This window comes from Streptomyces sp. enrichment culture (assembly GCF_964273145.1).
GTDB lineage: Bacteria > Actinomycetota > Actinomycetes > Streptomycetales > Streptomycetaceae > Streptomyces.
In genome coordinates this window covers 13,512-39,651 of record NZ_OZ186874.1, presented here as the reverse complement: position 1 = coordinate 39,651, position 26,140 = coordinate 13,512, and the positions used below count along the sequence as shown (strand labels likewise).

31 protein-coding genes are annotated in these 26,140 nt (G+C 69.1%); 16 read left to right on the top strand and 15 right to left on the bottom strand.

Annotated features, from left to right (window positions below; all coding sequences use genetic code 11):
• Positions 1 to 20: 20 nt before the first annotated feature.
• Entirely contained in the window at positions 21 to 218 is a 198-nt protein-coding gene (locus ACSU6Z_RS29210; protein WP_437050579.1) for a hypothetical protein, read from the bottom strand.
• A gap of 476 nt (positions 219 to 694) precedes the next feature.
• On the opposite strand from ACSU6Z_RS29210, the gene ACSU6Z_RS29205 reads away from it, so the two are divergent.
• The gene (locus tag ACSU6Z_RS29205) at positions 695 to 985 is read left to right on the top strand and encodes a hypothetical protein (protein WP_437050578.1); all 291 of its coding nucleotides are present in this window, start codon (positions 695 to 697) and stop codon (positions 983 to 985) included.
• A gap of 351 nt (positions 986 to 1,336) precedes the next feature.
• Here the strand turns inward: ACSU6Z_RS29205 and ACSU6Z_RS29200 are convergent, their stop codons facing one another.
• Entirely contained in the window at positions 1,337 to 1,501 is a 165-nt protein-coding gene (locus ACSU6Z_RS29200; protein ID WP_437050576.1) for a PmrA, read from the bottom strand.
• Between the two features lie 83 nt (positions 1,502 to 1,584).
• The gene (locus tag ACSU6Z_RS29195) at positions 1,585 to 1,788 is read right to left on the bottom strand and encodes a hypothetical protein (RefSeq protein ID WP_266453341.1); all 204 of its coding nucleotides are present in this window, start codon (positions 1,786 to 1,788) and stop codon (positions 1,585 to 1,587) included.
• 111 nt (positions 1,789 to 1,899) lie between these two features.
• Here ACSU6Z_RS29195 and ACSU6Z_RS29190 point away from each other — a divergent pair, with 111 nt between their 5' ends.
• Positions 1,900 to 2,106 (top strand): hypothetical protein, encoded by a 207-nt coding sequence (locus ACSU6Z_RS29190; RefSeq protein ID WP_437050575.1) that lies wholly within the window; start codon positions 1,900 to 1,902, stop codon positions 2,104 to 2,106.
• A 21-nt stretch (positions 2,107 to 2,127) separates the two neighbouring features.
• Here the strand turns inward: ACSU6Z_RS29190 and ACSU6Z_RS29185 are convergent, their stop codons facing one another.
• On the bottom strand, positions 2,128 to 2,502 hold the full coding sequence (locus ACSU6Z_RS29185; protein ID WP_437050619.1) for a hypothetical protein: 375 nt from the start codon (positions 2,500 to 2,502) through the stop codon (positions 2,128 to 2,130).
• Between ACSU6Z_RS29185 and ACSU6Z_RS29180 the strand changes: the two genes are divergently transcribed.
• Both ACSU6Z_RS29180 and ACSU6Z_RS29175 read left to right on the top strand, forming a co-directional pair.
• Entirely contained in the window at positions 2,455 to 3,150 is a 696-nt protein-coding gene (locus ACSU6Z_RS29180) for an aldo/keto reductase (protein WP_437050618.1), read from the top strand. The genes ACSU6Z_RS29185 and ACSU6Z_RS29180 overlap by 48 nt on opposite strands.
• Before the next feature lie 19 nt (positions 3,151 to 3,169).
• A complete protein-coding gene (locus ACSU6Z_RS29175) occupies positions 3,170 to 3,973 on the top strand; it encodes a hypothetical protein (protein ID WP_437050574.1) in 804 nt (267 codons plus the stop codon).
• 55 nt (positions 3,974 to 4,028) lie between these two features.
• On the opposite strand, the gene ACSU6Z_RS29170 is transcribed toward ACSU6Z_RS29175, so the two are convergent.
• A complete protein-coding gene (locus ACSU6Z_RS29170) occupies positions 4,029 to 4,316 on the bottom strand; it encodes a hypothetical protein (RefSeq protein WP_432158199.1) in 288 nt (95 codons plus the stop codon).
• Complete coding sequence (locus tag ACSU6Z_RS29165; protein WP_437050572.1) at positions 4,313 to 5,044, bottom strand: hypothetical protein; 732 nt, start codon at positions 5,042 to 5,044, stop codon at positions 4,313 to 4,315. Before ACSU6Z_RS29165 ends, ACSU6Z_RS29170 begins: the two co-directional genes overlap by 4 nt.
• Positions 5,045 to 5,167: 123 nt before the next feature.
• Here ACSU6Z_RS29165 and ACSU6Z_RS29160 point away from each other — a divergent pair, with 123 nt between their 5' ends.
• Positions 5,168 to 5,329 (top strand): hypothetical protein, encoded by a 162-nt coding sequence (locus ACSU6Z_RS29160; RefSeq protein WP_437050570.1) that lies wholly within the window; start codon positions 5,168 to 5,170, stop codon positions 5,327 to 5,329.
• Positions 5,330 to 5,651: 322 nt separating this feature from the next.
• Here the strand turns inward: ACSU6Z_RS29160 and ACSU6Z_RS29155 are convergent, their stop codons facing one another.
• On the bottom strand, positions 5,652 to 6,512 hold the full coding sequence (locus tag ACSU6Z_RS29155; RefSeq protein ID WP_437050568.1) for a hypothetical protein: 861 nt from the start codon (positions 6,510 to 6,512) through the stop codon (positions 5,652 to 5,654).
• Positions 6,513 to 6,773: 261 nt separating this feature from the next.
• Here ACSU6Z_RS29155 and ACSU6Z_RS29150 point away from each other — a divergent pair, with 261 nt between their 5' ends.
• Positions 6,774 to 6,926: a hypothetical protein gene (locus ACSU6Z_RS29150; RefSeq protein WP_437050567.1), complete on the top strand. Its 153-nt coding sequence runs from the start codon at positions 6,774 to 6,776 to the stop codon at positions 6,924 to 6,926.
• Between the two features lie 328 nt (positions 6,927 to 7,254).
• Here ACSU6Z_RS29150 and ACSU6Z_RS29145 read toward each other — a convergent pair whose 3' ends face one another.
• Positions 7,255 to 8,640 (bottom strand): hypothetical protein, encoded by a 1,386-nt coding sequence (locus ACSU6Z_RS29145; RefSeq protein ID WP_437050565.1) that lies wholly within the window; start codon positions 8,638 to 8,640, stop codon positions 7,255 to 7,257.
• 200 nt (positions 8,641 to 8,840) lie between these two features.
• Here ACSU6Z_RS29145 and ACSU6Z_RS29140 point away from each other — a divergent pair, with 200 nt between their 5' ends.
• The 3 genes from ACSU6Z_RS29140 to ACSU6Z_RS29130 all read left to right on the top strand — a co-directional run bounded on the left by ACSU6Z_RS29140 (position 8,841) and on the right by ACSU6Z_RS29130 (position 10,606).
• Positions 8,841 to 9,233: a hypothetical protein gene (locus tag ACSU6Z_RS29140; protein ID WP_437050563.1), complete on the top strand. Its 393-nt coding sequence runs from the start codon at positions 8,841 to 8,843 to the stop codon at positions 9,231 to 9,233.
• The gene (locus tag ACSU6Z_RS29135) at positions 9,224 to 10,294 is read left to right on the top strand and encodes an integrase (protein WP_437050562.1); all 1,071 of its coding nucleotides are present in this window, start codon (positions 9,224 to 9,226) and stop codon (positions 10,292 to 10,294) included. The genes ACSU6Z_RS29140 and ACSU6Z_RS29135 overlap by 10 nt, the downstream gene beginning before the upstream one ends.
• A gap of 111 nt (positions 10,295 to 10,405) precedes the next feature.
• Positions 10,406 to 10,606, top strand: coding sequence for a hypothetical protein (locus tag ACSU6Z_RS29130; RefSeq protein WP_437050560.1), 201 nt, complete (start codon positions 10,406 to 10,408; stop codon positions 10,604 to 10,606).
• A 1,030-nt stretch (positions 10,607 to 11,636) separates the two neighbouring features.
• On the opposite strand, the gene ACSU6Z_RS29125 is transcribed toward ACSU6Z_RS29130, so the two are convergent.
• The 4 genes from ACSU6Z_RS29125 to ACSU6Z_RS29110 all read right to left on the bottom strand — a co-directional run bounded on the left by ACSU6Z_RS29125 (position 11,637) and on the right by ACSU6Z_RS29110 (position 18,278).
• Positions 11,637 to 14,717, bottom strand: coding sequence for a type I restriction endonuclease subunit R (locus tag ACSU6Z_RS29125; protein WP_437050559.1), 3,081 nt, complete (start codon positions 14,715 to 14,717; stop codon positions 11,637 to 11,639).
• Between the two features lie 2 nt (positions 14,718 to 14,719).
• Entirely contained in the window at positions 14,720 to 15,925 is a 1,206-nt protein-coding gene (locus tag ACSU6Z_RS29120) for a restriction endonuclease subunit S (protein WP_437050557.1), read from the bottom strand.
• Positions 15,918 to 17,486: an N-6 DNA methylase gene (locus ACSU6Z_RS29115; RefSeq protein ID WP_437050555.1), complete on the bottom strand. Its 1,569-nt coding sequence runs from the start codon at positions 17,484 to 17,486 to the stop codon at positions 15,918 to 15,920. The genes ACSU6Z_RS29120 and ACSU6Z_RS29115 overlap by 8 nt, the downstream gene beginning before the upstream one ends.
• A 222-nt stretch (positions 17,487 to 17,708) precedes the next feature.
• Positions 17,709 to 18,278, bottom strand: a complete 570-nt coding sequence (locus tag ACSU6Z_RS29110; protein ID WP_437050553.1) for a zinc finger domain-containing protein — start codon at positions 18,276 to 18,278, stop codon at positions 17,709 to 17,711.
• Between the two features lie 184 nt (positions 18,279 to 18,462).
• Here ACSU6Z_RS29110 and ACSU6Z_RS29105 point away from each other — a divergent pair, with 184 nt between their 5' ends.
• Together ACSU6Z_RS29105 and ACSU6Z_RS29100 are read left to right on the top strand one after the other, a co-directional pair.
• On the top strand, positions 18,463 to 19,398 hold the full coding sequence (locus ACSU6Z_RS29105; RefSeq protein ID WP_437050551.1) for a ParA family protein: 936 nt from the start codon (positions 18,463 to 18,465) through the stop codon (positions 19,396 to 19,398).
• On the top strand, positions 19,395 to 20,375 hold the full coding sequence (locus ACSU6Z_RS29100) for a hypothetical protein (protein WP_437050616.1): 981 nt from the start codon (positions 19,395 to 19,397) through the stop codon (positions 20,373 to 20,375). The genes ACSU6Z_RS29105 and ACSU6Z_RS29100 overlap by 4 nt, the downstream gene beginning before the upstream one ends.
• A gap of 515 nt (positions 20,376 to 20,890) precedes the next feature.
• Here the strand turns inward: ACSU6Z_RS29100 and ACSU6Z_RS29095 are convergent.
• From ACSU6Z_RS29095 to ACSU6Z_RS29085, 3 genes are all read right to left on the bottom strand, one after another.
• The gene (locus tag ACSU6Z_RS29095) at positions 20,891 to 21,061 is read right to left on the bottom strand and encodes a hypothetical protein (protein ID WP_437050615.1); all 171 of its coding nucleotides are present in this window, start codon (positions 21,059 to 21,061) and stop codon (positions 20,891 to 20,893) included.
• A 734-nt stretch (positions 21,062 to 21,795) separates the two neighbouring features.
• Positions 21,796 to 23,265: a hypothetical protein gene (locus ACSU6Z_RS29090; protein ID WP_437050613.1), complete on the bottom strand. Its 1,470-nt coding sequence runs from the start codon at positions 23,263 to 23,265 to the stop codon at positions 21,796 to 21,798.
• Between the two features lie 533 nt (positions 23,266 to 23,798).
• A complete protein-coding gene (locus tag ACSU6Z_RS29085) occupies positions 23,799 to 24,530 on the bottom strand; it encodes a GntR family transcriptional regulator (RefSeq protein WP_437050611.1) in 732 nt (243 codons plus the stop codon).
• A gap of 447 nt (positions 24,531 to 24,977) precedes the next feature.
• Here ACSU6Z_RS29085 and ACSU6Z_RS29080 point away from each other — a divergent pair, with 447 nt between their 5' ends.
• From ACSU6Z_RS29080 to ACSU6Z_RS29060, 5 genes are all read left to right on the top strand, one after another.
• The gene (locus ACSU6Z_RS29080; protein WP_437050610.1) at positions 24,978 to 25,217 is read left to right on the top strand and encodes a hypothetical protein; all 240 of its coding nucleotides are present in this window, start codon (positions 24,978 to 24,980) and stop codon (positions 25,215 to 25,217) included.
• 15 nt (positions 25,218 to 25,232) lie between these two features.
• Entirely contained in the window at positions 25,233 to 25,412 is a 180-nt protein-coding gene (locus ACSU6Z_RS29075) for a hypothetical protein (RefSeq protein ID WP_437050608.1), read from the top strand.
• 151 nt (positions 25,413 to 25,563) lie between these two features.
• Entirely contained in the window at positions 25,564 to 25,734 is a 171-nt protein-coding gene (locus ACSU6Z_RS29070) for a hypothetical protein (RefSeq protein WP_437050607.1), read from the top strand.
• Entirely contained in the window at positions 25,731 to 25,916 is a 186-nt protein-coding gene (locus ACSU6Z_RS29065) for a hypothetical protein (RefSeq protein WP_437050606.1), read from the top strand. Before ACSU6Z_RS29070 ends, ACSU6Z_RS29065 begins: the two co-directional genes overlap by 4 nt.
• Positions 25,909 to 26,049, top strand: coding sequence for a hypothetical protein (locus ACSU6Z_RS29060; protein WP_437050604.1), 141 nt, complete (start codon positions 25,909 to 25,911; stop codon positions 26,047 to 26,049). Before ACSU6Z_RS29065 ends, ACSU6Z_RS29060 begins: the two co-directional genes overlap by 8 nt.
• Positions 26,050 to 26,140: the final 91 nt, after the last annotated feature.

Below are 26,140 nucleotides of genomic sequence, written 5' to 3'. Positions count from 1 at the left end.
GCGAGCCTCGCCCCGACCGGTTACCGCCCGGACAGGACGATGACCGCGAACTGGCGGTCGTCCTCGCCGTGAAGGGTGATGCTCCGCTGGCTGTCCGCGGTGTCCTCGCGCTCCAGGCCGAGATGGGCGGCCCACGCGTCGAAGGTTTGCTGCTTGTGGTCGGTGGTGCCCAGGCAGCGGCCGACGAGCCCGCCATCGGCGGTTACGTTCCACGACATGCCACGAAGGTTTGCTGCTTGTGGTCGGTGGTGCCCAGGCAGCGGCCGACGAGCCCGCCATCGGCGGTTACGTTCCACGACAGCGGGATGAGGTCCTCGTGCTGGAGGCCGGGCTTCGATGTATGTGGCCAGGAGCGCCACCGCATCGACCTGACGTTCACGGTTCATGGGCCCTTCCCCGAGACGGTGTGCGCCGTCGGCTTCAACGAGCAAGACCGGCATTCGACAACGGACTTAGGGCGCCTTGCCGGGGCCGTATGCTGTGTCATGCGGGTTTGTGCCCAACAGGCCGGTTCAGCGACGATCCCGATGCGACAAGTCGTGAGGCTCAAAAAAAAGGCCCTCGACTGTGATGGATGCCACACAAGAAGTGGTAGGCAATCGGGACAGAAGCGTCGAAGGGCTTCCTCCTCGTCGAGTTGGGGCCGCTGGACTCCGCATCAATCGGATCGGGCCCCATGGATCAAAGGGCCCCGTTGAACTTCCATCTCTACATCGACCCCGTGAACGGCTTGATCGTGGCGATCGGCCTCCTCGTGGGGTATCTCGTGTACCGCCGCCCCCTCGCCGGTGCGGGCATGCAGCCTCAGCCCCACCGTGACCTCCCCGGCGGCATCGGGTCAGCGCTGGCGGCCATCCTCATCCTCGCCTTCCTCTTCGGTCGTGGGGACGGCAGGACGTCGGAGCCGGAGGTCGATGACAAGCGTCCGGCCCCGGTGGTGACTGTGCATGAGACGCAGCCGGGAACGCGCGCCGTGGAGCGGTGATCGAGGGGCCGCCTCATGCAGTGTCGTACATGGTCGCCCACGAGGACAGTCGTACTGCTGCCGCTACAGGCACGCGAAGGGGGCCGGAGCCACTGGCATTGGCTCCGGCCCCCCTGCTGAGGCGAGGACGGGGTCAGTCGGTGTCCTCGTGCGGTTCGAGCAGCGCGAAGTACGTCTCACGCTGCTCATCGGTCAGCTCACCGTCGAGCGACAGAGCCGACCGCAGTGCGCTCAGGGTGTCCGCCGCCGGTGCCTGCCACGTCTTGTGGGCCTGGCGTTGGATCTGGGGTGTGACCGAGATACGCGCTAAAGGGGCAACGAGATGATCTTGGATCCTTGATCTGCTCGGATTTACGTGCGGCGGCGTGCAGCGGGGTCGCGTTCGGCGACGTGCCGGGCGACCGAGTCGACGCCGGGACGGGCGTACCACTCCAGGGAGCGGACGGATGCGTGGCGGGAGCGGGCCAGCAGCATCGGGGTAGGGGGTGCGCTCGTATTGCTACGGCAGACGGACATGTAGCGCTCCGTGAGCAAGATCCGAACGCCGGGGGGCGGGAGGGGCGTTGGCCTGCTCGTACACGACGACCTGACAGGCTCGATCAGCCCAGCGCCTTCAGGATTTTCCGGAACCGCAGGACCCGAAAGAGTCCGCCACTGATGTACCAGGTGAAGGAGTCACGGGTAGGGGAAGGCGTGTTCTGCCATAGGCCGATCACGACCTTGCTCTTCTCGGAGAGGTCGTACAGGGCGGTGATCTGCGCGTCCGTGAGCGCTTTGTTCACCGTGTAGATGAGGCGAGGCATGCTTCAGTCCCTCCTTGTGGTCGTAGCAGCGTACGGGGCCCTGTGCTCCTGGCCCCGAGCCCGCCTCAAGAGGTAGAGGCAGGGCGTACCGGCCTCGGAACGGAGTGCACCATGATCGTGCGATTCGCGGGCGGCCCCCTCGCCGGACGCGTCCTGTGGACGTCCTGGACGGCCTGGCCCGGCGGCTGGCTCAGGCCCGAGGGAGGGGATTGGGCGCTGTACCGCCCCGTCCACCATGACCGGGCGAGCGGCATCGTCCTCGCGGAGGTCCAGGAGACGGGGGCGGTCACGTCCGGTCGGGGCCCCGTCGACGGGTGAACGTGGCCCCGACCGAACGGGTCAGTCCTCGGCTGCCGGGGCGTACTCCTGGCAGTCGGCGGCCGGGACCAGGACGTCACTCGTCAGGGACGGCACCAGGCGGCCCGCGCTGCCGCGCTCCAGCTCCCGCACCCGGTAGGCGACGGGCGGGCCGTCCTCGCACCACTCCACGGCGTACACCAGGGCGGTGCGGCCGTCGCCGAGGCGGACCCGGGCGCCGGGTGCGTGGCCGCCGTGCCGGTCGACCAGGAGGGCGTCCAGCCACCCCTTGACCGCGACCCACAACACCCCCGGCGCTTCCAGGACGCCCGAGGCGTTCCGCACGGTCGGCTCCCACGTCCGGCGCCACTGCTGGACGCCGGTGTCCTCACCGCCGACCAGGCCCGGTCCGGGCACAGCCTCGCACCCGCCTACGTGCGCTGGCAGGTGAACCGCAACCGCGCCGAACTGGGACGGGAGCGGCTGGACCTGGTGCTGCTGCACAACCCCGAGCGGGCCCACAACGGTGACCGAGCCGGGCTGTACCGGGCCATCCGGGAGGCGTTCGCCGTGCTGGAGGAAGCGGCGGCGGCCGGGCACGTGGCCGGGTACGGGGTGGCCACCTGGGACGGTTTCGACGGGGCGTTCACCGTGCCGCTGTTGCGGGCGCTGGCCACCGAGGCGGCGGGCGGAGCCGAGCACCACCTGGCCGCCGTGCAGTTGCCGGTCAGCCTGGTGATGATGACGCCCATCGAGCAGGCCCTCGACGGCAAGGGCCCCGTCCGGGCGGCCGCCGACGCCGGGCTGCGGGTGATGGCGTCGGCGCCGCTGCACGGCGGTGAGCTGCTGGCGATGGTCGACCAGGAGCTCGCCGACTTGATCCGCCCCGGCCTCACCCCCGCGCAGGCGTGCATCCTGGCGGCCGCGTCATGCCCAGGGGTGACGCAGGTCCTCCTCGCCGCCTCCAGTGCGCCACACTGGCAGGCGGCCGCCGACGCGGTCGCCCAACCTGCCCTGGACACCGCCCGCCTGCGGAAGGTCACGGATGTACTCGCCTCCCCCTGACCCCGACACCGAACGGCGCATGCGCGCCCACCACAGGCGCGCGGCCAGGGCCCTGGCCGCCGAGGTGGAGCCGGGCGGCGAGTTCTGGGGCTGGGCCGGGCGCACCCTGGGTGCCCCGGCCCGCACCGCCGCCGGCGAACCGGCGTGGCTCCGGCTCGTGTCCGCCCCGCAGGACAAGGCGTCCGGCAAGCTGTGGGACGGCGCGGTCACCGCACACATGGCACTGGGGGACCTCGACGGACGCCGCCCCGCACTGCTCGGCGTGCACGACGAGATAGAGGACGGCACCGCCTACCGCGCGGAGTTGTCGGCCCGGGTCAGCGAACCGGTCCTCTCCGACGACCCGATCCTGCAGCGCCCGCTGGACCTTCCCGAGGCATGGTGGACGGACCTGACGCGGGCGCTGGAGAAGGTGGCGGCCGCGCCGACCGACCGCGTCGCCGTCCGCCCGCAGTACATGGACCGGGCCATCCCCCAGTACCTGGGCATCCCGATCCCCGCCGCGCCCTGCTGGCACACTGCCCACGCGGACCTGCACTGGGCCAACCTCACCAACCCCCTGCGGATCTTGGACTGGGAGGGGTGGGGCGGCGCTCCGGCGGGCTTCGACGGCGCCCTGCTCTACGCCTACAGCCTGCTGCAGCCGGCCACCGCCGCCCGAGTCCGGGCGGCCTTCCCCGCTCTGGGCAGCCCGGACGGCCTCGCCGCCGAGGCGACCGTGTGCGCCATGCTGCTGCAGACCGTGGAGCGAGGCGACAACCTCACCCTCACCGGTCAACTCCAGCGGTGGGCCGCAGACCTGCGCCGTCGCGCTGGCGAGTGAAACCCCCAGCTCTACTGCCATTGCCCCTGTTAGACCCAACGGGGGCAATGGCTGTTCAGACCTGGCGGGGCCTGGGCGGCGGGTCGCCGCACTCACGGGCTAGTGCCTCAGCCCCCGCCCGGGCGTCGGCCGCCCGGTCCTCGGCATCCTGCGCGAGGTAGCGAGAGGACTCGAGGCCGGTGGCATCGACGAGCCGGTGCAGCAGCGCGGCTCGCTTGTCCAGGTAGTGCAGGCGGGCATCGGCACCGGCCGTTAGGTAGTGCTCGGCTGAGTTGAGCAGGCCGACGACTTCGGCGATCAGCACGGTGTCCGTACCGGGAGGCAGGGCCTGTCGTGCGGTCACGGCGCCTCCCCGGCCAGCAGCGCCAGGCGCTCCATCTCCGGGACACCGTCACCGCAGCACTGTCCGCACACCAGCCGCCGCCGGTTGGGCTGCTCCGGGAGTCGGATGTCGTAGGGAAGCCGGGTCTCGTCCTTGAAGTCGCGCAGGTCGTAGTCGCACTCTGCGCAGACGAGCCTTGCGGCGCGGGCTTGCTTCTTCGACCAGGCGGGCCAGTCCGCCGACAGTGCCATGTTGAGGATGGCCATGCCCTCGGCGCGGGGCTGGAACAGGCGGAAGGCCCAGCCAGGGCTGTCGTCGGGAATGTCGCCGACGGTCTCCTTCAGCGAGGGCATCCACCGGATCAGGTGCGTCAGATCGTTGCGGACGACCCGGACCTCTTCGCCGCGCCGCATCGCCTTGCTGTGGGAGCTGGCGAGAGGGAAGCGGAAGGCCGTCACGATCGTGTGCGGCACCTCCAACAGCTCCAGGTCTCGGCTGAGGTCGGCAGCGGTGGCCTTCCACTCGCCGCATCCGTCCTCCCGCCACAGCGCGAGCCCGTCGCCGTTGAGCACCCCGGAGACCCGCACCGTACTGATCACGCGCCGCTGTGCCGCCCGTACCTCCGGGGCGACTGCCTCGGCCATGGTCTTCACCTCGTCTCGTCGCGCCAGCCGTGGGTGGCCGTCGTCCGTACTGGTCAACGAGCCGGGCCCCGGCATCGTCGCGCAGTGCACCGCCTCGTCCTCCATCAGGTCCTCCGTCCGGCGGTGGACGACTCCTGTCCCGGCCGGTGTCCGCTTCGCAGGTCACGCTCCCTTCCGCCACGCAGCGGCGTAGCAGGTCGCGCGCCAACTACAGGGAGAGGGAAGGTAGTGGAGACGAGAGCGGTGGGGGTCTACCGGGAGCGGGCGGAGCGTCGGCGGCGCACGCGGGGAACGGGCGAGGCCCGCGGCGACGGATGGCAGCGCACCGAGGAGGACGAGAAGCTGCTGCGACTGGCCAGGCCCTGTTCTCCCGAAGCAACGGCGAAGTGACAAGTAGCTCTCTGTAGCGGATCTGGGGTGTGCTTGTCAGCGTTTTCGATCTTCTGGGCTCATCGGGGGCCATGCTCGGCGAGGTTGGTCCGGTCATGACGACCGGAAGGAGCTCGGGGTGCGGCACGAATGGGAGCCGGAGGACCTGATCGAGGTCTGGACGCTGCTGGAGGAGGACCAGGAGCGGCTGCGGAACAAGTCGGGGGCAAACCCGCTTGGAGGAGGGGTGTTATGGCGCGTTCGTTAGGTTTGTCGCTGGCCGAGGCGTATCCGCAGGTCGCGGTGATTACGGGAGACTGTCTCGATGTGTTCCAGAGCGCCGTTAATTGGCAGAGGCACGCCGACGCAACCTGTGCAGGTTGTACTCGCCAGTTACGTTGCCATGTTCAGCAGCCCGCTGGTAGAGAGCTTCGGCTCCGTCCAGCTCTCCGGTCTCTTCCAGCATTTTGGCCAGACTGAGTAGGGCTTCCATACTGCCCAGCCCCATGGCCTGCTGGTAATAGACTTTGGCCCTTTCCGATTCTCCGACTTCTCTCGACATCCAGGCCAAGTTGAGCAAAGCGTCGGCGCTGCCGTCAGCTGCCGCCTGCTGGTACAAGGACCAGGCGGCTTTTACCTCTCCTGCAGCCTTCCTCATTCGGGCAACCCTGAGCAGAGCGTCGGTACTACCAGCGGCTGCTGCCTGCCGGTAGAGCCCCTCGGCGCCCGTGACGTTTCCCGCCCCCTCCTGCGTAGCGGCGAGTTTGAGCAAGGATTCGATGGTTCGAACAGCTCTGATGTCATGGTCGGTGGCTCCGGCGGCCTTCAGCTCCTTTCTCAACCGGATGAGCTTCAGCAGGGCGTCGATGCTGCCGCCGTCTGCGGCTTGCTGATAAGTAGCTTCGGCGGCCTTTAGGTTGCCGGCCTCCATCTGCATGTCGGCATGGCGGAGCATGGTGTCGGCGCCGCTGGAGATGGGCTGCTGCACCTGCCTGCCGTCGGGCTGATCACTCTGGATACGAAAGGGAGTGTGGATAGCCGCCTCGTGCAGCCGAACCATCTCGGCGTCGAATGCGTCCCAGTCCCGCTCAATGGGCAGCGTGCTCAGCTCGGCTAACTTGTACGCCAGCGTCTGTGCGGTGTTGCTCTGGATGACCTGCCCTTTGAGGATTCGACTGATCGTCGCCTTGTCGGTTTCGACCATTTGTGCCAATTTATCCAGGCTTGGCAATCCGGCCTGGCGACGCAGCTTCTGCAGCCACTCAAGCCAGTCCCGTTTCCCGCCAGGAGGCAGGTCCTCAGGGATCGGAATGTTTCTGCTTCTTGAGCCAGACAAGGATCCCCCTGTGTTGCACGGCGTTGCATCTACCCCGTCCTGCGGGGCCTAGCGTAGCGCCACGGTCTTCGAGCTGAATCTGGCTCCCATCCTGGTGCTCTTCCAACGAGCTGGACAGGAGGTGAGGAGATGCTCGGGGGCAAGGAGTGGTGGCAGACCGTCAGGTTCGCCATCAAGGAAGAGGATCGGACGGGACGCCTGATCGCCATTCTCGTAGCGGTAGTCATCGGCGTGGTGGTGATCACTGCGGCGGCAAGCGGCGTGTCTGTGCAGATCGGTTGAGGTTGGCGCCCGCCCACCGGGCGCCAACCTCAACCGTAGGACAACGCAGAAGTAGTGCCCCAGATCTCGGGGCACTACTTCTGCGAGAAGCGACATGGGGCCACGCGACAGGGGGTGATTGGAGGAAGCCTCGCCCGGGCGCGGGCAACCGGGGCGGGACTCCGGAGGCGAATGCGCCCGGCTCCCGCCAGGCGGGCGGGGAATCGCCCCGGTGCCCGGCCGGCGGGCAGTACCCACGCGTCCCATGGCCGTCGCGGCTACAGTCCACGCGACGGGGCCGGAGCCACTGGCATTGGCTCCGGCCCCGTCGTCCGGCGGCGCGGACGGGTCAGTCGGTGTCCTCGTGCGGTTCGAGCAGGGCGAAGTACGTCGCACGCTGCTCGTCGGTCAGCTCACCGTCGAGCGAGAGCGCCGAGCGCAGCGCGCTCAGGGTGTCGGCCGCCGGCGCCTTCCAGGTGTTGTGGGCCTGGCGCTGGATTTCCCCGATGGTGGTGTACGCCTCGGCGGGGAAGCACCGGATGTACCAGTCCAGCGTCTTGGCCACCGACGGCGTCAGGTTGAGGTGCCACCACGCCTCGAGGCCCTCGCCGTCCTCGTCGTCCTTGAACATCCCGACGGACTCGGCGAAGTCGAACAGCACGGCGGCCCGCACGGTCCGGCCCAGGTGCTCGGTGGGGACGATCTCGTCGAGGCTGGCGGCCACCGACCAGGCCAACGTGCCGGCGACCTCGGCGACGGAGTCCTTGTTGCGGTGGCGCAGCACCCACCGCTTGCGCACGTCGGGCCGGTCGTACAGCGTGTGCTGGAAGTCGACGGCGAACCGGTCGCGGACCTCGACCGCCCCGGGCGAGAGGCTGTCGGGGTCGCCGCCCGACATGGCGGTCTTGACGCCCTGGTAGGAGCGCTGGCGGGACTCGACCCAGTCGTCCGCCACGGCCCGGGCCCACTGGTCGCGGCCGCCGACGACGGCCTGGGGCAGCGGCACCTCGGAGTTGCCGCGCGAGATGTAGGCGCGCAGCGTCGAGGCGGTGATGCCGCCGAGCTCCGCCAGCTCCGGGGCGCCGATCAGCTGCGCGCCGGTCAGCTCGGGGCTGGAGACGTCGACCACGCACCGATCCAGCGGCAGGGCGCCGTCCTGCTCCTGGTGGCGGGCGGCCCACAGCGCCAGGTGGTCGAGCCAGTTGTCCGGCCGGGCGGCGTCCGGGTCGAAGGTGGCCACCTTGCCGACGTACGCCCTGGCCGGGTCGGCGCGGCCGTCGAGCATATCGGCGGCGGTGACGGTGACGGCCATGCGGGCCTTGCGCTTCTCGTAGTCCTCCTCGACCGGGTTCCAGACCTGCCCGGGCCGGTACCAGGTCTCGCCGTTCCACCAGTAACCGCCGGCGCGGAACAGCAGCTGCTCGCCGTCCCAGTCCATGTGCAGGGAGGAGGTGTCGCCGTCGCGCAGCAGCAGCACGGTCCGGCCGTGCTCGGGGTGGTGGCGCACCGCCCAGCCGAGCGTGTGGTTGATCGGGTCGGTGGTGAACGCGCGCCAGCCGCCGTCGGCGCGGTTCTTGTCGAAGCGGCCCCACATGCCCGGGCCCTTGTTGCGGCCGACGGCCTCGATGGCCTCCGCGCCGTCGTCGAGCGGGAGGTGGGAGTCGTCGACGAAGGGCAGGCCCGGCACCGGGTGATCGGTGCGCAGGCCGTTGGCGAGCGGAACGACGTGACTCAAGGCTGATTCCTCGTTTCCCTTCGAGTGCTGCACGCGTTGTGCATCACTGAACCTGTCTCCCTTATACATGCGCGCCAACCCTCTTCGTGCAGCGAAAATCGGCCAACCTGCCCGACAGGCGTCCGCGAATCGCGGACAACAGTGATCGCGTCGGATAACCTCTCCTTATCCGACGCCAGAGCCGACGCGAGGAACAGCCGGTGACCACTGGCCAGAACGACCCCGAGGAGAGCCCGTTGCTGGATGCCGCCGTGACCCTTCCCGACGGCCGCGCCGCCGTCGTCCACACCGAGACGATCGGCTCGGGCGGACCCGTCGTCACCGATCAGGAGCGCGCCGAGCTGACCGACACCGTCCGGCACAACTTCGCCTTCAGCGCCGTGCAGCCGTACGCCTGCGACACCGTCCGCTCCACCTCCCCCGAACTGGTCATCACGGCGGAGGCCGGCCGCACGCTCTGGTTCGACCTGAACGTGCTGTGCACCGAACCGCGCTGCCGCGCCGAGGCGGAGCTGGGCGAGGAGCACCCGGCCGCGTACCGCCTCCGGGGCTGGGGGCAGTCGGCGGATCTGTCGCGGGCGGTATGGCGATGACGACGGCGGCCGAGCTGGAGGCCGGCGACCCGCGCGCCGCACTGGTGACCCGGTGGGCGCAGCGCCACGGCATCGACGCGGCCCGCCGCCTGGCGGAGGCGGAGGATCTGGCGGACGCCGTCGCGAAGGAGATCACCCCGGAGAACACCCGAGACACCTACGCGAAGTCGTGGCGGGTTTGGGAGCGGTTCACTACTACCCAGGAATTCCCACTTACCGAGGGCACCCGCGGCTCCTTGGTGGCGTTCGTGACGTGGATGCTCCGCCAGGGCCAGCAGAACGGCAAGGGCTACGCCCCGTCGTCAGCCAGCACGATCCTCGCCGGGGTCGTCGTCGGCCTGCGGGAGCGCGGCTGCGCCGTCACCCGTGACGACCAAGCGGCCGCCCGCAAGGCACTGGACGGCCTGGCCGTGCGGCTGCTGCAGGAGGGCGAGCGGCGCGGCCGGGGCCAGGCGGCCGCCGCCGAGGTGCCTGACCTGTACCGGGTGGTGCGGGCTTGTCCCGACACCCTCGCCGGTACCCGGGACAAGGCACTCATCCTGACTGGCTTCCACTACGCCTCGCGCGCCCAGGACCCGGCCGGCCTCCTCGCCGGGGACGTCGCCCTTACCCCGCGCGGCCTGGTCGTGTCGGTGCTCACCGGCAAGACCAAGCACTCCGTCCGGGACGCAAAAATCAACTATCAGGACGACCCGGAGATCTGCCCCGTGGAGGCGTGGAAGGCGTACCGGGCCCGCCTCGCTGCCGAGGCTGCGCCGCTCTGGTCGGAGCCAGACGCGCCCGCGTTCGTCGGCATCGACCGGCACGGCAACGTCACCGGCGGCATGGTCCCCGACTCCGTCACCCGGGCCGTCAAGCGCATCAGCGTCCGCGCCGGCGTCCCGCTCGCATGGACCGGCCACTCCCTCCGCATCGGCCTGGCCACCACCGCCCGCAAGAAGGGAAAGGACGCCGTGACCATCGCCGACCAGGGCGGATGGGCCCGGCACTCCCGCTCAATGAACGGCTACTTTCAACGGGTCGACGGGTGGGAGGACAACGCCACCGCCGGCCTCACCTGACCGCCGCCACCAGACCAGCAGGCCCGGTTACATGGAGGAGGGTGACCGCTGGGAGCGTAACTCCGTCTCTGGCCTGTGATCTTGCCCTGCCCACCACACCGGAGGACCGCCATGGACGCCACCACGTACACCGACCACGAGGGTCGCACCCTCGCCGAGCGGGTCGTGGCCGTGCACCGGTATGGCGATCCTGTCACCGGCGAACAGCGAGCGGCCGCGGAGCAATTGCTCACTGCCCTGCTCGCCGCCACCGAACAGCATGAGGTGACCCTCGAGGACCTTGACGCCGTGGTCAATCTGCCTGGCAGGTGACTGGAGGTCGTGCTGAGCAAACACCACCGCTCCTGACTACCTGCACCGCTGAAGGGCCCGCAGCCGCTCCGGCCGCGGGCCCTTCCCACGCCGGCCCTGTTTTCAGAAGACCCAGGCCGAGTCGGTGGTTACGGTCCTGTAGGTGCTTCTGCAGGTGGTGGCTGTGCTCCTGGTGGCGGATCTGGTGGTGGTTGAGCTGGTGCAGTGACTGTCGGACTGCTCAGCTGCTTGTAGCTGATGATTGCCTGAATTCTCTGCTGGGGGTCACTTATCTCTTTCAGGCTCATTGTGAATACTTCGTCAATCGTGCTCCCTTTTCGTTGCCTGGAATGTTCGAGCAGCATGCCGGTGAGGGGAAGGCCGAGCGCCGTTGCGGCGAAGAGAGCCATGATGAGCCACCAAGGCGCGCCTCCGAGGGCGCCGGCGAGTGCCGCAGGGACACCGGTCAGAAGGCCCGAAAGCGGGCTGAGAAGAGAGGTGTTCACGCGGCAGCGCCCTTCTGGCACGCAGGAGCGGCCGCGCCGCCTCGTGCCTGATACGCCAGGCCGAGGCCGGCAGCAAGCTGACAGGAGACGGCGCGGCCCCACCTTGCGATGAGGGCACGCCAAGCGCCGGATTCGCCAATCAGGGCGGTCCGGTACTTTGCGGTGGAGCTGGTTTTGAGGGACTGGCCGGTGAGGCCACTACCCTCGAAAGTTACTTCAGATCTTTTATGAGGGGGGGAGTTTGATCCGGTTTTTGGGCAACCTGGGCTTAGGTTAGTCCCTAATAAAAGGAGGGAGTGCCCTCATTTTTTTCCGGTTCAAGCTCTCTCTGTCTCTCCTCTTGATCTTCCCGCGTCACCTTATGCTCATGTGCTTCTGGGCATGACGGGGACGCCCCCAGTGTATGGCAGGGTGAGGCTGGTGTGTACCCCTGACCGAGGTTTCCCGGAACGGGACAGTGAACTGCTCGACCAGAGGGGGCGAACCCGATCTCATAGGTGAGGTAGCCCGGCAACCTCGACAGGTTGCCGGGTTTTGTGCATTTGTCAGTCGACGAGGTAGTGGGCTTCGATGTAGGCGACGGTGGAGTCGTAGGGCTCCCCTACCGGCTTCAGGGTGTACCGGCGGAAAACCTCGGCGGTGGCACGGCGGACGCCTCGGTTACGGGCGTCCGCGTTGTCCCAGGAGCCTGCGAGGGTGCGGGTGACCACCTGGTCGATCTCCTCGGCCAGGTTCTTCTCCGTGATAGTGAGGCCGGCCGGTGCGTGGTCGTGGATGATCCGTGACAGGACGCCCACGTGGTCGTCGTCCAGCACGACGACGGCTTCGTCGGGGTGTTTCCCGGCGTCCACGATGGCGCGGGCGACCCGGAGCGCTTCGGACAGGAACTTCAGGGCGTCCTGGGTGTTCTGGATGATTCGGTCCCGCAGCTGCTTTATTCGCTCGGCGAGGGCGGTGTACTTCGCGGACCCCGGTTCGACGTCTTTGTCCAGGGCGGCCTTGATGTGGTCCAGGATCTCCGCCGCGGACGGCGGCGTCTTGTCCTGGTCGTCGTCCTTGCCTGGCTTGGGGCGTACCAGGGCCAGTAGCTCCTTGAGGATGGATATGCCCTGGGCGTCCAGGACAAGGGCTTCCTCCTGGGAGGCGACCACGGAGAAGGAATGGACGTGAGCGTTGATGATCTCCAGGACCATCGGCCCCAACTCGTTGAGCCGTTCCTTGCGCTCCTCGTCGGAGGACTTCTTGAACAGGGTCGTGTACACGGCCCCGAACAGAGCGAAGCCGTCGCGGAACTTAGTGACCCGCTTGTCGGTGCTGATGAGCGGATACAGGCGGGCGAGGAGCCGGTAGTCCCTGGCGAACACCTCGGCGGCGCCGGGGTGGGCGTCCAAAAAGGTGTTGATGGCGCGCACGGACTCGTAGCCGTGGACCGTGAGGTCCAGGCCGTCCACGTCCACGAGGAGGTCTTCGATGCGGGCAAAGACGGTGCGGAACTCGGCGACTAGCTCGTACACGTCGGTGACGAACCCGCCCCCCTTGCCGCCGGCCTTCTCCGCGGTGGGGTCGGTGACGGCCCGCTGGACCTCTTCGGCCAAGCCGATGTAGTCCACGACTACGCCCTGCGTCTTCACAAACCCGGTCGGGGAGATCCAGGTGCGGTTCGGGCGGGTGATCGTCTGAAACAACGTGTGGGCCTTCAGCGGCTTGTCCAGGTAGAGGACGCCCTCGTTAGGAGCGTCGAACCCGGTCATCAGCTTCGCCGTCACCACCAGGAAGCACAGCGGGTCGTCCGGGGTGAGGAACCGCCGCTTCTGCTCCTCCTCCTGGACTTCCGAGAGCCGGAACGGCCGCATGGCGGGGTCTTCGTCCTTGGAGTCCGAGACGGAGATGTTCACCTCGGCGGTGATCCGGTCGTGCTTGCCGACCTCGGCGAGCGCCTGGGAGGCCTCGAAGCCGGCCAGCAGCTCGTTGATCTTGTCCGTGTACGCCACGGCCAGCTCACGGTTGTAGGCGACGACCTGTGCCTTGAGGCCGTTGCGGTAGGCACCGGCCAGGTAGTGGTTCACGATGTGCTGGCAGACCGCGTGGATGCGGTCGGGGTTGGCGAACACCGAGGTGAGCCGCCCGAACTTGCGGGACAGGACCTCGCGGTCGGGGTCGTCGAGGTCGAAGTCGTCGGCGAATTGGTCGAATTCAGCCTGCAACGCCTGGTCGTCTATCTCGAAGGCGACCGGGTGCGGGTCCAGCATGACCGGGACGGTCGCCTCGTCCAGCAGGGACCGGGACACCGAGTACCGGTGCAGCACCCTGCCCGGGTCGCTCTCCTCGCCGAAGAGGGCGAAGGTGTCGGTGGCGAGGTTGCGGACGGGGGTGCCGGTCATGCCGAAGAATCTCGCGTGCGGCAACGCTGCGCGCATCTGCCCGGCCAGGGACTTCTCCCTGGCGGACTGGGTGCGGTGTGCCTCGTCGACCAGCACGATGATGTTGCTCCGCATCGACAGATCCTTGCCGGCGTCGGCGAACTTGTGGACGGTCGTGGAGATGACGCCGCGCACGTCGTCGGCCAGCAGGGAGCGCAGCTCGGCGCTGGTGGCGGGCTGGTGGAAGTAGGCGTCCCCCATCGCGGAGGTGAACACCCCGGAGGTCTGCCTCACGAGCTGGGTGCGATCCGAGAGCAGGATGATCGTGGGCGACTCGGTGCGGGTGTCGGCCAGCAGCAGCGAGGCGGCGAAAACCATCAGCAGCGTCTTCCCCGACCCCTGATGGTGCCAAATCAGCCCCTTCGACCCGCCCTCCAGCACCCGCTGGTGGATCAGGTGCGCGGCCTCCATCTGCGGGTAGCGGGGCAGGTACTTCTTGTCCACCCCGCCCCCGGAGGTGTCGAAGAGGACGAAATTGGCGAGCATGTCCAGAAGCGTGGCCGGGTTCAGCAGCAGCTCGACGGAGCGCTGCACGTCGGCCTGCCCGGACAGGCTCTCGTCGTCCGCGGTGGACCTAAACGGCTGCCACAGGTTCGTGGGCGCGCCGGCGGCGCCGAACCGCAGCTTCAGCCCGTCGGAGGCAACGGCGAAGACGTTGGGGGTGAAGAACCACGGGTACTCGGTGGCGTACACGTCGTTGATCTCGCGGGCGGCGTCCGCCCACCCGGACTTCGTGGTCGGGGACTTCACCTCGACCACGACCAGGGGCAGGCCATTGACCCAGTACACGAGGTCGAACCGGCGGGAGGTCTTGCCGGGCACGGTGATGGTCACCTCGTCCGAGACGACCAGCGTGTTGGCGGCTGGGTGCTCGAAGTCGATGACCTTTAGGGCGTGCCACACGCCGTCGGCGTCCCGGAACTCCTTGCGCCCGCGCAGCAGGTTCAGCACCTGCTCGTTGGCCCGCACCAGCCCGCCCTCGACGGCGTTGACCGTGGCGACGATCTTCTCGACCACCGCGTCCACATCGAACCCGTCGATCACCTCTGGATTGAGCCGGACGATGGCGTCCCGCAGCTGGCTGGTGACCACCGTCTGCGTCGTCTCACGCGGTAACCCCCGCCCCGCGGTGAAGCCCCAGCCCATCGGGAGGGACCACTGGATCATCAGGTTCTGGAACTCACGCTCCCGAATACCCTTCGCCACGGTCAGACCCCCTGCTCTGCGGACTCTATGTCGATGCTCCGATCCAGCAGGCTCGACAGCAGGACTGCCCGGGTGGCACGAAGGCTGGCAGCCTCAGCCGCCAGCGCACGAGCTTCGGCTCGGAGCGCGCCTAGCGCAGTCCCGAGAGACTCGTTTTCCGTCCAGCTCCAAGGCACCTTCGTCGAACGGATCAGGCCCATGTTCAACGAGGGGACGGCGCCCGTTCGGACCAGGCTCGAGAGTGCGAAGCTTTCCATGACCGCCAGCAGGTACTCCGAGTTCGTCCCTTCTCCGGGCGTGATCACGAGGTGGTTCTCATCCAGCGCCCCGGGGGTGTCCACGATCCTCTTCTTCTCGGTGAGGACTGCCGCCCCTACTCTCGGGAATGTCACCGCGCCGGCCTCGACCAGCACACCGCCAAGCTCAGCGACCTCCGAGGGCGTAAGCCGCGTATCGGCAAGGGTGTAGCCAAACGCGTTCTCCGGGCTGGTCATGTCCGCAATCTTGTACCAAGAAACCTCGCCCGTTCGCTTGCCCTGGGACTCCTTCGGAAGCCCCTTCCCCTGTGACACAACCCCCAGGCTTCCGAGGGGCACCTGCCCGGTATCGGCAGCCCTTCCAACCAGGCCCGTACGGACTTTGACGACGGCCTCTATTTCAGCCTCGAGCGCGGTGATCTGGTCGTCGACCGCTCCGATGACCTCGACGATGCGCTCCTGTACAGGCAGTGGCGGAATGTCCATGACGATGTTGAGGAAGTCGGCGGGCTTCACCCGCTCACGCCGGCCCCCCATCCCCTTGGAGGCCGCCTGAAGGGCATCCCACATGCGCTGCGTCGTGGTGAGAATGCGAAAGAAGTCGGGGTCCGCGTCGGGCGCAAAGGCGAAGGTGGGGAACTCCTGTGATGCGAACGATTCCGGCAGGTCGTCGGGTGTGACGGTGATCGCGCCCTCGAACGCCTTGAGCCGGCTGTAGACGAGCACACCGGGGCCGATCCGGTTGAGCTTCTTGTAGGAGGTTCCGCTTCCGGCGACGGGATCGCGGTAGAGCAGCCCTCGCCCCCTGTTCAGCACCCCCACGGTTGGGTACGTCTGTTCCGGGTCTACGTCCACGGTTTCCACATTCGGCGTGAGGAACCGTGCCAGAGGTGCCCGAACCCACCCCTCCTGCACTCGGGCGGCATGGTTGTTGCTCGTCGGGTCACTCATCGAAGCCCTCGATCCCGGCGTCGGCGAGCACGGCGAGCATGCGGGCCTCGGTCTTCTGACGTTCGGCGCGGGCGAGGTTATAAGCGTCGATGAGGGTACCGAGGTCTTCGCTCTCGGCGGCGGCCTGCTTGATGTACCTGCCGATGTTGAGGTCGTACCCGTTCGCCACGATCTCCGTGGTGGGGACGAAACGTGCTGCCAGGCCGCCCTCTCCGTCGGGGTCCACCGGGGTGCCGTCGTCGAAACTCAAGTGGTAGGCGGTCACGACGTCGGCGATGTCGGTGTCGGTGAGGACGTTGCGGTTCTTGGCCTTGGTGAACCGCTTGGAAGCGTCGATGAACAGCACCCCGTTCTTGCGCTCGTCGGCCTTGGCGCCGGGGGCGCGGAACACGAGGATGCAGGTCGGGATCGTCGTGTTGTAGAAGAGGTTTGCGGGCAGTCCGATCACGGCTTCCAGGAGGTCGTCGTCCAGGACGCGCTGTCGGATTGAACCCTCCTGGCCGCCGCGGAAGAGGACGCCATGGGGCAGGACGACGCCAGCGCGGCCCTTCTTCGGGTCCATCGACGCGATCATGTGCTGTACGAACGCCCAGTCCGCCGACGACTGCGGGGCGACTCCGCCGAGGGCGCGGGGGTCGTTGGTCCAGGGCTTCCACTTCAAGCTATAGGGCGGGTTGGCGAGGATCACGTCGAACTGCGCGACGGATCCGTCCGGCTTCTTAAAGCGCGGGTCCTTCAGGGTGTCGCCGACCTCGACCTGGAACTGGGTGAGGTTGTGCATGAAAAGGTTCATGCGGGCCACACCAGCGGTGTCCGATACGGCCTCCTGCCCGTACAGGCTGAGGGTGTAGCCGCGGCCGCCGTGGGCCTTCAGAAGGTTCGCGGCGGCGATGAGCATGCCACCGGACCCGCAGGTCGGGTCGTACACCGACTCGAAGTTCTGGGGGTCCAAGAGCTCGACGAGCAGTTCGACGACCTCGCGCGGGGTGAAGAACTGGCCGGCGCGGGTTCCGGATCCGTCGGAAAACCGCTTCAGCAGGTACTCGTACGCCCCACCGAGCACGTCGTGGGACATGTTGCCCTCGTGCATCTTCGGGGTGCGGTCCATCGCCTGCATGACCGCTGCCAACACCTCCCCCGACAGCACCTCTTCGGAGGTCCAGGTCATAGATCCGAACAGGCGGGAGTACTTGTCCGGGTTGGCCGTCTCGATGGCCTGCAAGGAGGCGCGGACCCGCTGGCCGAGGCCGGGCTGGGTGATGGTCGCGAGGATGGACGACCAGGAGGCGCGACGCTCGGCGACGGTGCCAGGGTAGATGAACGGGATTTCGAAAAATTGGTAGTCGCGGTACTCGATTTCGCGGGCTTCCTCCGCGGAGAGGCTGTCCAAGTCGTTCTCGTCCAGGAACTCCTGGTGGTGATGCTCCCAGGTGTCCGACAGGTACTTCCAAAACATTAGCGGGAAGATGACCGAGGAGTACTGCGCTTCGGGCATCGCCACGCGCAGCTCGTCGGCGGCGTCCCACAGCCGGTTCTCGATCTCCTGCTGGGTCACTGCCATCAGTCGGGGATGTCCTTGCTCGTCAGATGGGCGGCCCGAAGGCCGTAGCGTTCCGGCTGGTCACCCTATTTCGGTCGTGCCTGGCACGTACAGGACGGGGTGCCCTCGGGCGCCGTGCGTCTGCGCTACGCGTCCAGCGTCCTCTGGAGGACCGCCCGAGCGGCCTGCTGACGCTCGATGTGGAACGCAGGCCGACCGTTGCCCAGGCGCGCTGCGCACAGCTCACCAGACGGTGCCCGGCAGGCCGGGCACCAGAGCGCCGTGACCTGCTCTAGCAAGACGGCGCGGGTGTTCGCCGACTTTGTACGGGTTCCCCTTGCGGCCCTTGCGCCGGGCGGCCTCCTCCGCAACCGCGGACTGCGCGGCTTGCTTGGTGCGTTCCTCCGAAGTCACCGTGCAACGTGCAGCCCGCTTGTCCTTCAAGACCTTCGCGCCCTTCTGCACGGCCACTCTGATCGCCTCCGGACTGCCGCCCTTGCCGGTTGCCGCGCGGTACATCTCCACCCGTGCACGGTGGCCCTGGCGGAGCGTGCACGGCTGCCCCGGCTGACGGCCACAGGCAGGACACTCCACTGTGAGGAGCTGCTTCATCGTGGGCAGGGGCGGCGACTTCTTCTGCCCCGACGCCTTGCGGCGCGGCTTACCGGGGACGTCCCGCACCGCCTTCTGCGGTGCCTCCGCCTCGACCGTGCCGTCCGGGCACGTGATGGACCGGTCCTGCTGGCGGCTGGCTGTAAGACCACAGGGCGGGTGCGGCGTTGTGGTGCTGCCCGGTCCTGCCCCCGCTGCCATGACGGCGTGCCCGTCGTGACACCCGCGCCTCCTCGAGGTAGGTGGCCAACCCCCTCGCCCCACTGCGGAGTGCGGGCGCCAGGGGCTCCCGAGCGAAGGTCCAGGGCCCGTACCGTACCGGTCCGCGCGCGCGTCAACCGGGCGTCTGGCGGACGTGGTCCCCCGGGGGGTTAGGTTCCGGGGCATGACCGAATCACCGAGGACGGCCCTGCCGTCCCTGCACAGCCCTCCAGGCGACCGCCTGGAGATCGTCTCCGCGTGGAACGCCGACACCCCGTATCAGGCATGGCGTCCGCAGATCCTCGTGCCGCCCACCTTCCGCCCGGCCGAGGCACCGCGCGTGTTCGTCGTGGTGAACCAGAAGGGCGGCGCGGGCAAGACAACCAGCACCGTGGAGCTCGCGGCCGCGTGGGCGGCCGCCGGGTACCGGGTGCGCATCATCGACGCCGACCACCAGGAGGCGGCCCTGTCCGTGTGGCTGCTGCCGCAGTATCCGGAGGGCAGCCCGCGCCACTCGTTGCGGTCGGTGTTCTTCGAGGAGTGCACGCTGACGGAGGCCACCTACCCGACGCTGTTCGCCGGGGTGGACGTCGTCCCGTCCAGCACCGACCTTCAGCAGGTGGAGTACAACCGGCCCATCGGCGCGGAGCAGGCGTTGGCGGCCGCGCTTGCCCAGGAGGCGGAGGAGGCCGGCGGCCGCTCTCCGTACGACGTGACCTTGATCGACGCCGCGCCATCTCTCGGGTTGGTGACCGTTGCCGCGCTCACCGCCGGGGACGAGGCCTTGGTGCCTATCAAGGTGGGCGGCTTGGACATGAAGGGCATGGCGTCGCTGCACAAGACGATTCGCAGCGTGCAGCGGAAGACGAACCCGAAGCTGCGTGTGGGCGCGGTCCTGCTGACCGCGTGGGACAAGTCGACCTTTGCCCGGCAGCTGGCCGCGAAGGTGTCCGAGGACTACCCGGAGGCGGCCGTCATCCCGATCCGGCGCAGCATCCGGGCTGCGGAGGCTCCGTTGGCTGAGCAACCGATCCGCGTGTACGCGCCCGAGGCGGCCCCGGCCGGGGACTACGACCAGGCCGCCGCGGTCATCCTGCCCCCGAGGGGGGCCGCCGCATGAGCCGCCGTGCCCTTGCCCTGCCGTCGACCCGGAGCGCGGAGCCGGAGGAGCCCGAGGAGCTGGACGAGCTGGAAGCCGGCACCGGGGAGGAGCCCGCGGCCGCGCGGTCCGCCGGGGTGGTGGCCGAGCTGACCGGCGCGGACCTGTCGACGCCGCTCACCGTGCAGCAGCTCCCCACACCGTATGACGTCCCCGAGACCGTAACGCGGCCGTTGAACGACCAGGAGCGCGGTCACCTCGCCGTGTGCGAGCAGGCGCTCCACGCCTTCCGGCGGTCCGTCATCGTCGCGGGCAAGGCCCTGGAGGTTATCAACCGCGGGCGTCTCTACCGGGAGACGCACGGCACGTTCGTGGAGTACCTGGACGACGTCTGGGGGATCCGGAAGTCGCAGGCGTACCGGATGATCGAGGCGTGGCCGGTCGCGGCCGCCGTGTCCCCAATTGGGGACGTTAACGAAGGCCAAGCCCGCGAGCTGGTCGCGGCCACGAAGACGCACGATGTGCCTACCGCCGTCGCCCTGTACCGGGGTGTGAAGGAGCTGCGTGGGGACCGGAAGGTGACAGCCGCCGACCTCGCCGAGGCTCGCGCCGTCCTCCCGCCGTCTCAGCAGCTCGCCAGCCCGGATCAGGTGCGCGACGTTCTCAAGGCGGCGGTCGCTGCGGGCAAAGTCCCGCGACTCGCGTCGCCCCCGCCGCAGGTGCCGGGGCAGGCCGCCGACGACCGCCAGGCCGACGAGGTCGACCAGGGCGGAGTCAGTCAGGATCAGGTGGACGAGGGCGCTGAGGCCATCGCCACGATGGAGGCTGCCCTCGCCCAGCAGCGGCAGATCTACGACCGGCTAGGCGGTGGAGTCCTGGCGGCCGCTCTGCTGTACGACCCGGGGCGGGCTGACTACCTGCGGCGGGAGCTGCGGCAGTACGCGAACCGGACGGCCTACCGGGTGCGCGAGACCTCCGGGGACCAGGGCGATATCTGACCGGGGTTGGTCGTGGGCGAGAGGGCCCGGCGCGAGGTATGGCGCCGGGCCCTCGCCATGCCTGCCGGCCTTCCGCGAAGGCTGGCGAAGATGTGGCACGTTCATACGGACTATGAGGGTGACCGAAGCTGCCGAAAAGCTGACCTTTTCTGCGGGCCGCTGCTGTCACTCTGCCCGGGTCAGTGCTCCGGTGGGTGGCTGGGGGTGCCCGGGTCGGCCGGTCCGGCTCCGAGTGGCCGGCGCCGTCCTCCCTGCCGGGGGTGAGAGGGCGCGGGTAGCGGTTCGGTGGTCCATTCCGCGTCGGCGGCCCGTTCTGCTGCTGTACGGGCTCGGGGATCACGTGGTGCGGGCTCGGGGACGTCCGGGCCCGATCCCAGGGCCCGGCGGCGTGCAGTGCTCATTCCGGCAGTTTCCCCGGCCCGCGGTCGGCGGGGGTTCGGGGGGCCGGTTCAAAAATCCGACCTCGCCCGAGGCGCCGGCCTGCCGCGCGTCCTTGAGGACCGCCGCGTCCGCGGCTAGTCGTCGGCCGGTGTCCACGGCGGGGGCGGGGTGGTGCTGATACCGCCGCATGCCCAGCACTCGAAGTCGTCGGGCACCCGGTACTTGTCCGTCCACCAGGAGGGGATGGGTTCGCCCCACACCGCGTTATCCGCGCCGCACCAGCCGCACACGAACAGGAAGTTCACCGCTGCCCTCCCCTGTGGCTCGTCCGCTTGCCAGCTTGCCCGGAGGGTGTCCCGGCCGTCGGGGTTTCTGGACTTTCTGGACCGCCCTTACGTGGGCGCGCGTAAGCGGGTTTCCGATAACGCCGGCCACCCCCGGCCGAGGTGTCCGGAGCGGAGCGGAGGACACCTCGGAACACTTGATGGTGGTACTTGATGTTCTTACTAAAGGGGACCGACCTTCCGGCGGCCGGTGAACCGGCGACCGGTTTCCGGTCCCCGGTTACACCCGACTTTGCCCCGGTAGGGCACGGTTCGACGGTGTCAGGACTCGGCGCGGCCGCGCTGGACCGATACGTCATCGGCGGCCGCCGTACGTCTCTTGGTTCATGTACCGCACGGTGATGGGACCCGCCGGTCCCATCACGTCAACCAGAAGGTAATGCCGCAGGTCAGGGCGCCCCTACGTTGGGAACCGCAGGGTTCCATCACGGCTCCCTGGAGTTGATGCCGCTGGTCAAGCGGCCGCATTTCGGACGCCGACCTGCGGTTTCTCCGTCGTAAGGGGCTGTTCCTCAGAGCTAAGGGGCGTTTTTTACCTCTTAGCTCTTGACCCGGCTCCGTCTTTGTCGGCGGCTCTGTGAGGCCCGTAGAGGGCCGTACAGGACCCGTAGCGTCCGGTGGAGGCGAGAGGGGGAGATCGCCCGCGTACGGGCCGCCCAGCGCCTTTCCGGGGCGTCTGGGCGGCCCGCCGCTGGTCAGAACGGCGCGGGCTCCTGTGCGGCGGCTGCCGGTTCCTGGGCGAAGTCCGCCATCCATGGGTTCGCGGCCAGCAGCTCCGCGCGGATTCGGGCGTCTTCCTCGGCTGCGGCCGCGGCCGCCTCCGGGTCAACCTCCTCGACGGCCGAGGCCGTCAGGGATGCGCGCCGGGCTCGGCGGCGCTGCGCCTCCAGCTCCAGGGCCTCGCGTTCCTGATCTTCTGCGTCGTCGTCCTGCGGCTCTTGGTCCTTCCCGGCGAGCCTGCCGGCGAGGGCAACGAAGGCGGCCGCGGCCTCGGCGGTGCACCGCGGGCAGACGAGATCGGCGGGGGCGGCGCCGGGCAGTGGCCGGCCGCAGTCGACACACTCGGGCGTCGGGGCCTTCCTCTTGCCGCTCCTGCCGGTGGGCGGCGTCTTCCCGGCAAGGCGGGCGGCCCGTCGAGTCTCGCGGCGCTCCGTGCAAGCCCGGCAGTCCTCACCGGTGTCGACCATGACGCCGTCCTCGCACGCCAGGTCTCTGCAGTAGGGCGTGGGAGCGATCAGCTCCAGGGCGACGCCGACCGCGGACCGCACCTCACCGTCGTGAAAGGCCGGCTCATACCCGTAGGTTGTCCACCGGCGAGCGATCCGCGCCCGGAGCTGGTCCACCGTGCGGGACTCCAGTGCCTCCAGGACAGCCCCACGGTTGCGGGTGGGGATGTGGCCGTACGGCAGCTTGGCCACCAGAACCGGCGGGAGCAACGCCTCCACGGCGTGCACCGCAGCCGTCTGCTCCCGGGTCAGCGCGTCCTCGCCACGCTGGACCGGCACCGATGTACCCGCCCCCTCCGATGACGAGCCTTCCTTGCCCGACGCGGCGGAGCCGCTGCGGCCTTGCGTGCCACTACCCGAGGTTGAAGTGCTACGCACGCCACCGGCGCTACGCGCCGAAGGCGCTACTTTTCCCGACTCTTCTTCAGCACCTTCTCCTAGGTCTTTTACGGCCGCACCGGTGCGGCCAGGGGTAGCCGCACCGGTGCGGCCAGGGGTAGCCGCACCGGTGCGGCCAGGGGTAGCCGCACCGGTGCGGCTACCCCCCGAGCTGCGGGTATCCCCGGCGCCGGCCCTCCTGGCGGCCCGCTCCGCTGCGCGCTGGGCGGCCCACTCGTCCCAGATGTGGTGGTCCAGCAGCTCGTACTCACTGGGCAGCATCCGGCGCGGGTTGGTCGGGTCAGGCTGCCGGTGCACGCGGAGGAGGCCGCGGTCCTCCAGCCGCTTCGTGGCCCGGTCGACGGTGTCCACCGACTTCCCGATGCACTCCGCCAAGCGCTTCCTGGTGGGCACCCACGGCGGGATGTTGTTCGGGTCCAGCTCGGTCGTCTCCGGAGACTCCCGAGTCTCCGCGTCCACGAAGGAGCCGATGGCCGCGTACAGGGCCTTGTCGACGGGGTCCACGCTGCCGTCACGGGCCAGCTCCGCGTCGAACTTCACCCAGTCCAAGGCAGCGCCGCGACGGGTGGCACGAGGGAAGAAGGGGGCGTTCACAGGGCGCCCCCAGCGGTGAGAAGGTGGGGCATCATGACCTCACGGCGTTGAGGGCTCGCACTGCCTCCCACGCGGTCAACGTGGGCAGTGCGGGCCCTGCTGCGTCCGGCGGCCCAAAACCAGTCCCGGTAATACGCGCCTGCGGCCCTGAACCAGCCAGGCAGACGGGTGGAACCCGTCACGTTCACGGCGGCCGCCCTAGGGCGGCCGCGCAGGTGGTTCGGCACTTCGGGTCTTCCTCTCCGACCCGGTACGCCGTCCGTGCTCCCGCTCGTCCGGGAGTCGGGTAGCGGTTTCGCTCTTGACTCTCGTACGATCGGAAACGCCGACGGCATGTCGGGTCTTCGGAACCCGGCCCCTGGAATCTTGGCGGATGACAAGGGGCCGGGTTTTCGCTTGTTTGGGCAGACCCTAACGGGTCCGTGCGCCCCCGTTCCGATCTCCCTGGAATGGGGGCGCTGTCGTGCGTGGGTTCTGCGTTACGACTCGGGACAGAGGGGTGTCCTCCAGCGGAGGATGGTCGACCCTCCGGAGACCTTGACAGCCACTTCGACCACGCGCCCGTCCGTAAGGGTCACGGTCCGAACGACCTGGGTGACGGGCACGTTCTCGGCTGTGAGGCCGAGTGCCGCCTTTTCCTGGTCGGTAGCATGGCGGGACGTCACCTCCTCTAGCACCTCCTCCTGCGCCACGCCGAGCCGCTCCGCGGCCAGCTCACGCGAGCCCCCGGTGGATACCGGCTGAGTCAGCTCGGGCGTCACCGCAATCACGTAGGCGGGGTAGTAGGAGCTGCTGAGGTGCACCGGTACACCATCACGGCTCACAAGCCGCCGGCGCACATGAACCGGTGTGCCCGGCGTGACGTCGAGGCGTGACGCAACCAGTTCATCGGCGCCGGTCGTGCCGACCTCCAGGATCTGCGAGGTCTCACCGCCGTCCAGGGCCTTCCCGGTGGCCGCGTGCAGGGCGACCCTCGTCCCGATGTTGTTGCTGATGGGACCTGAAACGACGGTGCCGACACCCGGCTTTGCGATCGTCAGGCCCTCCATCTTGAGCTTCCGAAAGGCACGGTTCGCCGTCGTCTGCGCTACGCCGAACTGCTCACAGACCTTCCGCAGCGACGGCATCGTGTCGCCGGGCCGCAGCTCTCCGCTCTGGATCTTTTGACGGTAGTGCGCCGCGATGTCCGCGTAGCCGGTGTTCTCCGACATAGCTACCTCCTTCCTGGTCTCTGCGCTGCATCCATACGTGCGTCGGTGTACCACGAGGCTAACCCACGTACTCCTGTAGCGCTACCACTAGCGATGTGGGGCGATACTGGTCTACATTGCGTGTGGCGACCGGAGAGCAGCGCGTGACGGCGGCTTGAAGGAATCGCCCGCGCCTTGAGAACTCCACAGCAGGGACCACGCCGGTAACCCGTGGGCCTGCCCTTCCGCGCCGGTACGGGCGGCGGGGTGACAGCCAGACGCCGTAGAGCGAGCTGGAGGAAGGCAAAGACCGGCACCCGAACCCGATGACTTCCGAGTCGTCGCGGTCCAGCACCTCGCGCGTCACGCGCGTCGTGCCGGAGCCGCGCCTACTCGGCGCCCCGGCCGTCAGGGCGATTGCAGCGCCCCGGACGGCCCGCACCAGCACCAGACACCAGGAGGCACCACATGATCCGCACCGTCACCTCCCGCGTGCGTCGCGCCATCCGTACCGCCACCGACGCCATCCGCTCCACCGTCGCCCCGGCCGCCCTGGTCCGCTCCCGCACCGCCGAGACCGCCCCCGACCCGGCGGACGTCTTCACCCCGGAGGAGATGCCGGCCCCCGAGGTCATCGAGGCCGCCGCCGTCGACGTCGTCCAGCTCCCGGCCGCCACCGAGGCCGCCCCGGCATCCCTCGCGGCCTGACCGGGACGGCACACCGTGGAGACCAGCAACCACCAGCCGCCGCCCGTCGAGGTCATACCCGGGCCGCTGCCCGCCGGGGAGCCGGTCCGGGTCACCCGGCCCGGCGGACGAATGACCCTCACCTGGGACCCCCGGCAGATCAGCCGGGACACGCTCCTCGCCGTGGCCCGCCGGGCCGCGCGTGAGCAGCGCTGACCACCCTTCCCGCACCACCGGCCCCCGGCACTCCCGCCGGGGGCCGGCGCCATACGCACGACGACGGCCCCCGGGGCGATTGCAGCGCCGTGATCCGGAGGCCGTCTCGCGCGCTCCGCACCAGTCACCAGACACAGAGAAGGAGCACGCAATGCGTGACCGTATCAACCTGACCGCCGCGGACGACGCTTGCCCGCTGTGCGGCTACTGGCGGTGCCGCTGCCCCGAGGTCCTGCGCGCGGTCCTGCGCGCGGTGCCCACCGACTCCGACCCGGACATGGACGAGGCCCTGCGCCGCGTCCGGCAGAGGGGCAAGCGATGACCGCCCCGGAGCCCGAGTCCGCCCACGACTGGGCGGAGGACCTGGCGCACGAGCGGCTGGTGGACCTCACCCGGACGCACCTCGCGGCCGCCGAGCGCGCCGCCGCGGACGCGGAGGCCGCCACGCTCCAGCTCGGTCTCGTCCGGCTCGCCCGCGACCTCGAGGGAGGCCGCGGTGAGTGAGCGCCGAGACCTCCCGCCGCGCAGCATCCCGCCGCAGCGGCGCCGGGTGATCGTCCCGGAGCCGACCCCGGCGCCGCCGCTGCCGCGCGACCCCGAGCAGCGCCGCCGGGTGATCCGGCTGCGCCGCTGGTGACCGGCCGCCGTACCCGACCCTGACCCGCTCCCCGGGGCGGCCCCGCCACACCGGCCGGGGCCGCCCCGCCGACTCCCCGAGGGGGGACACC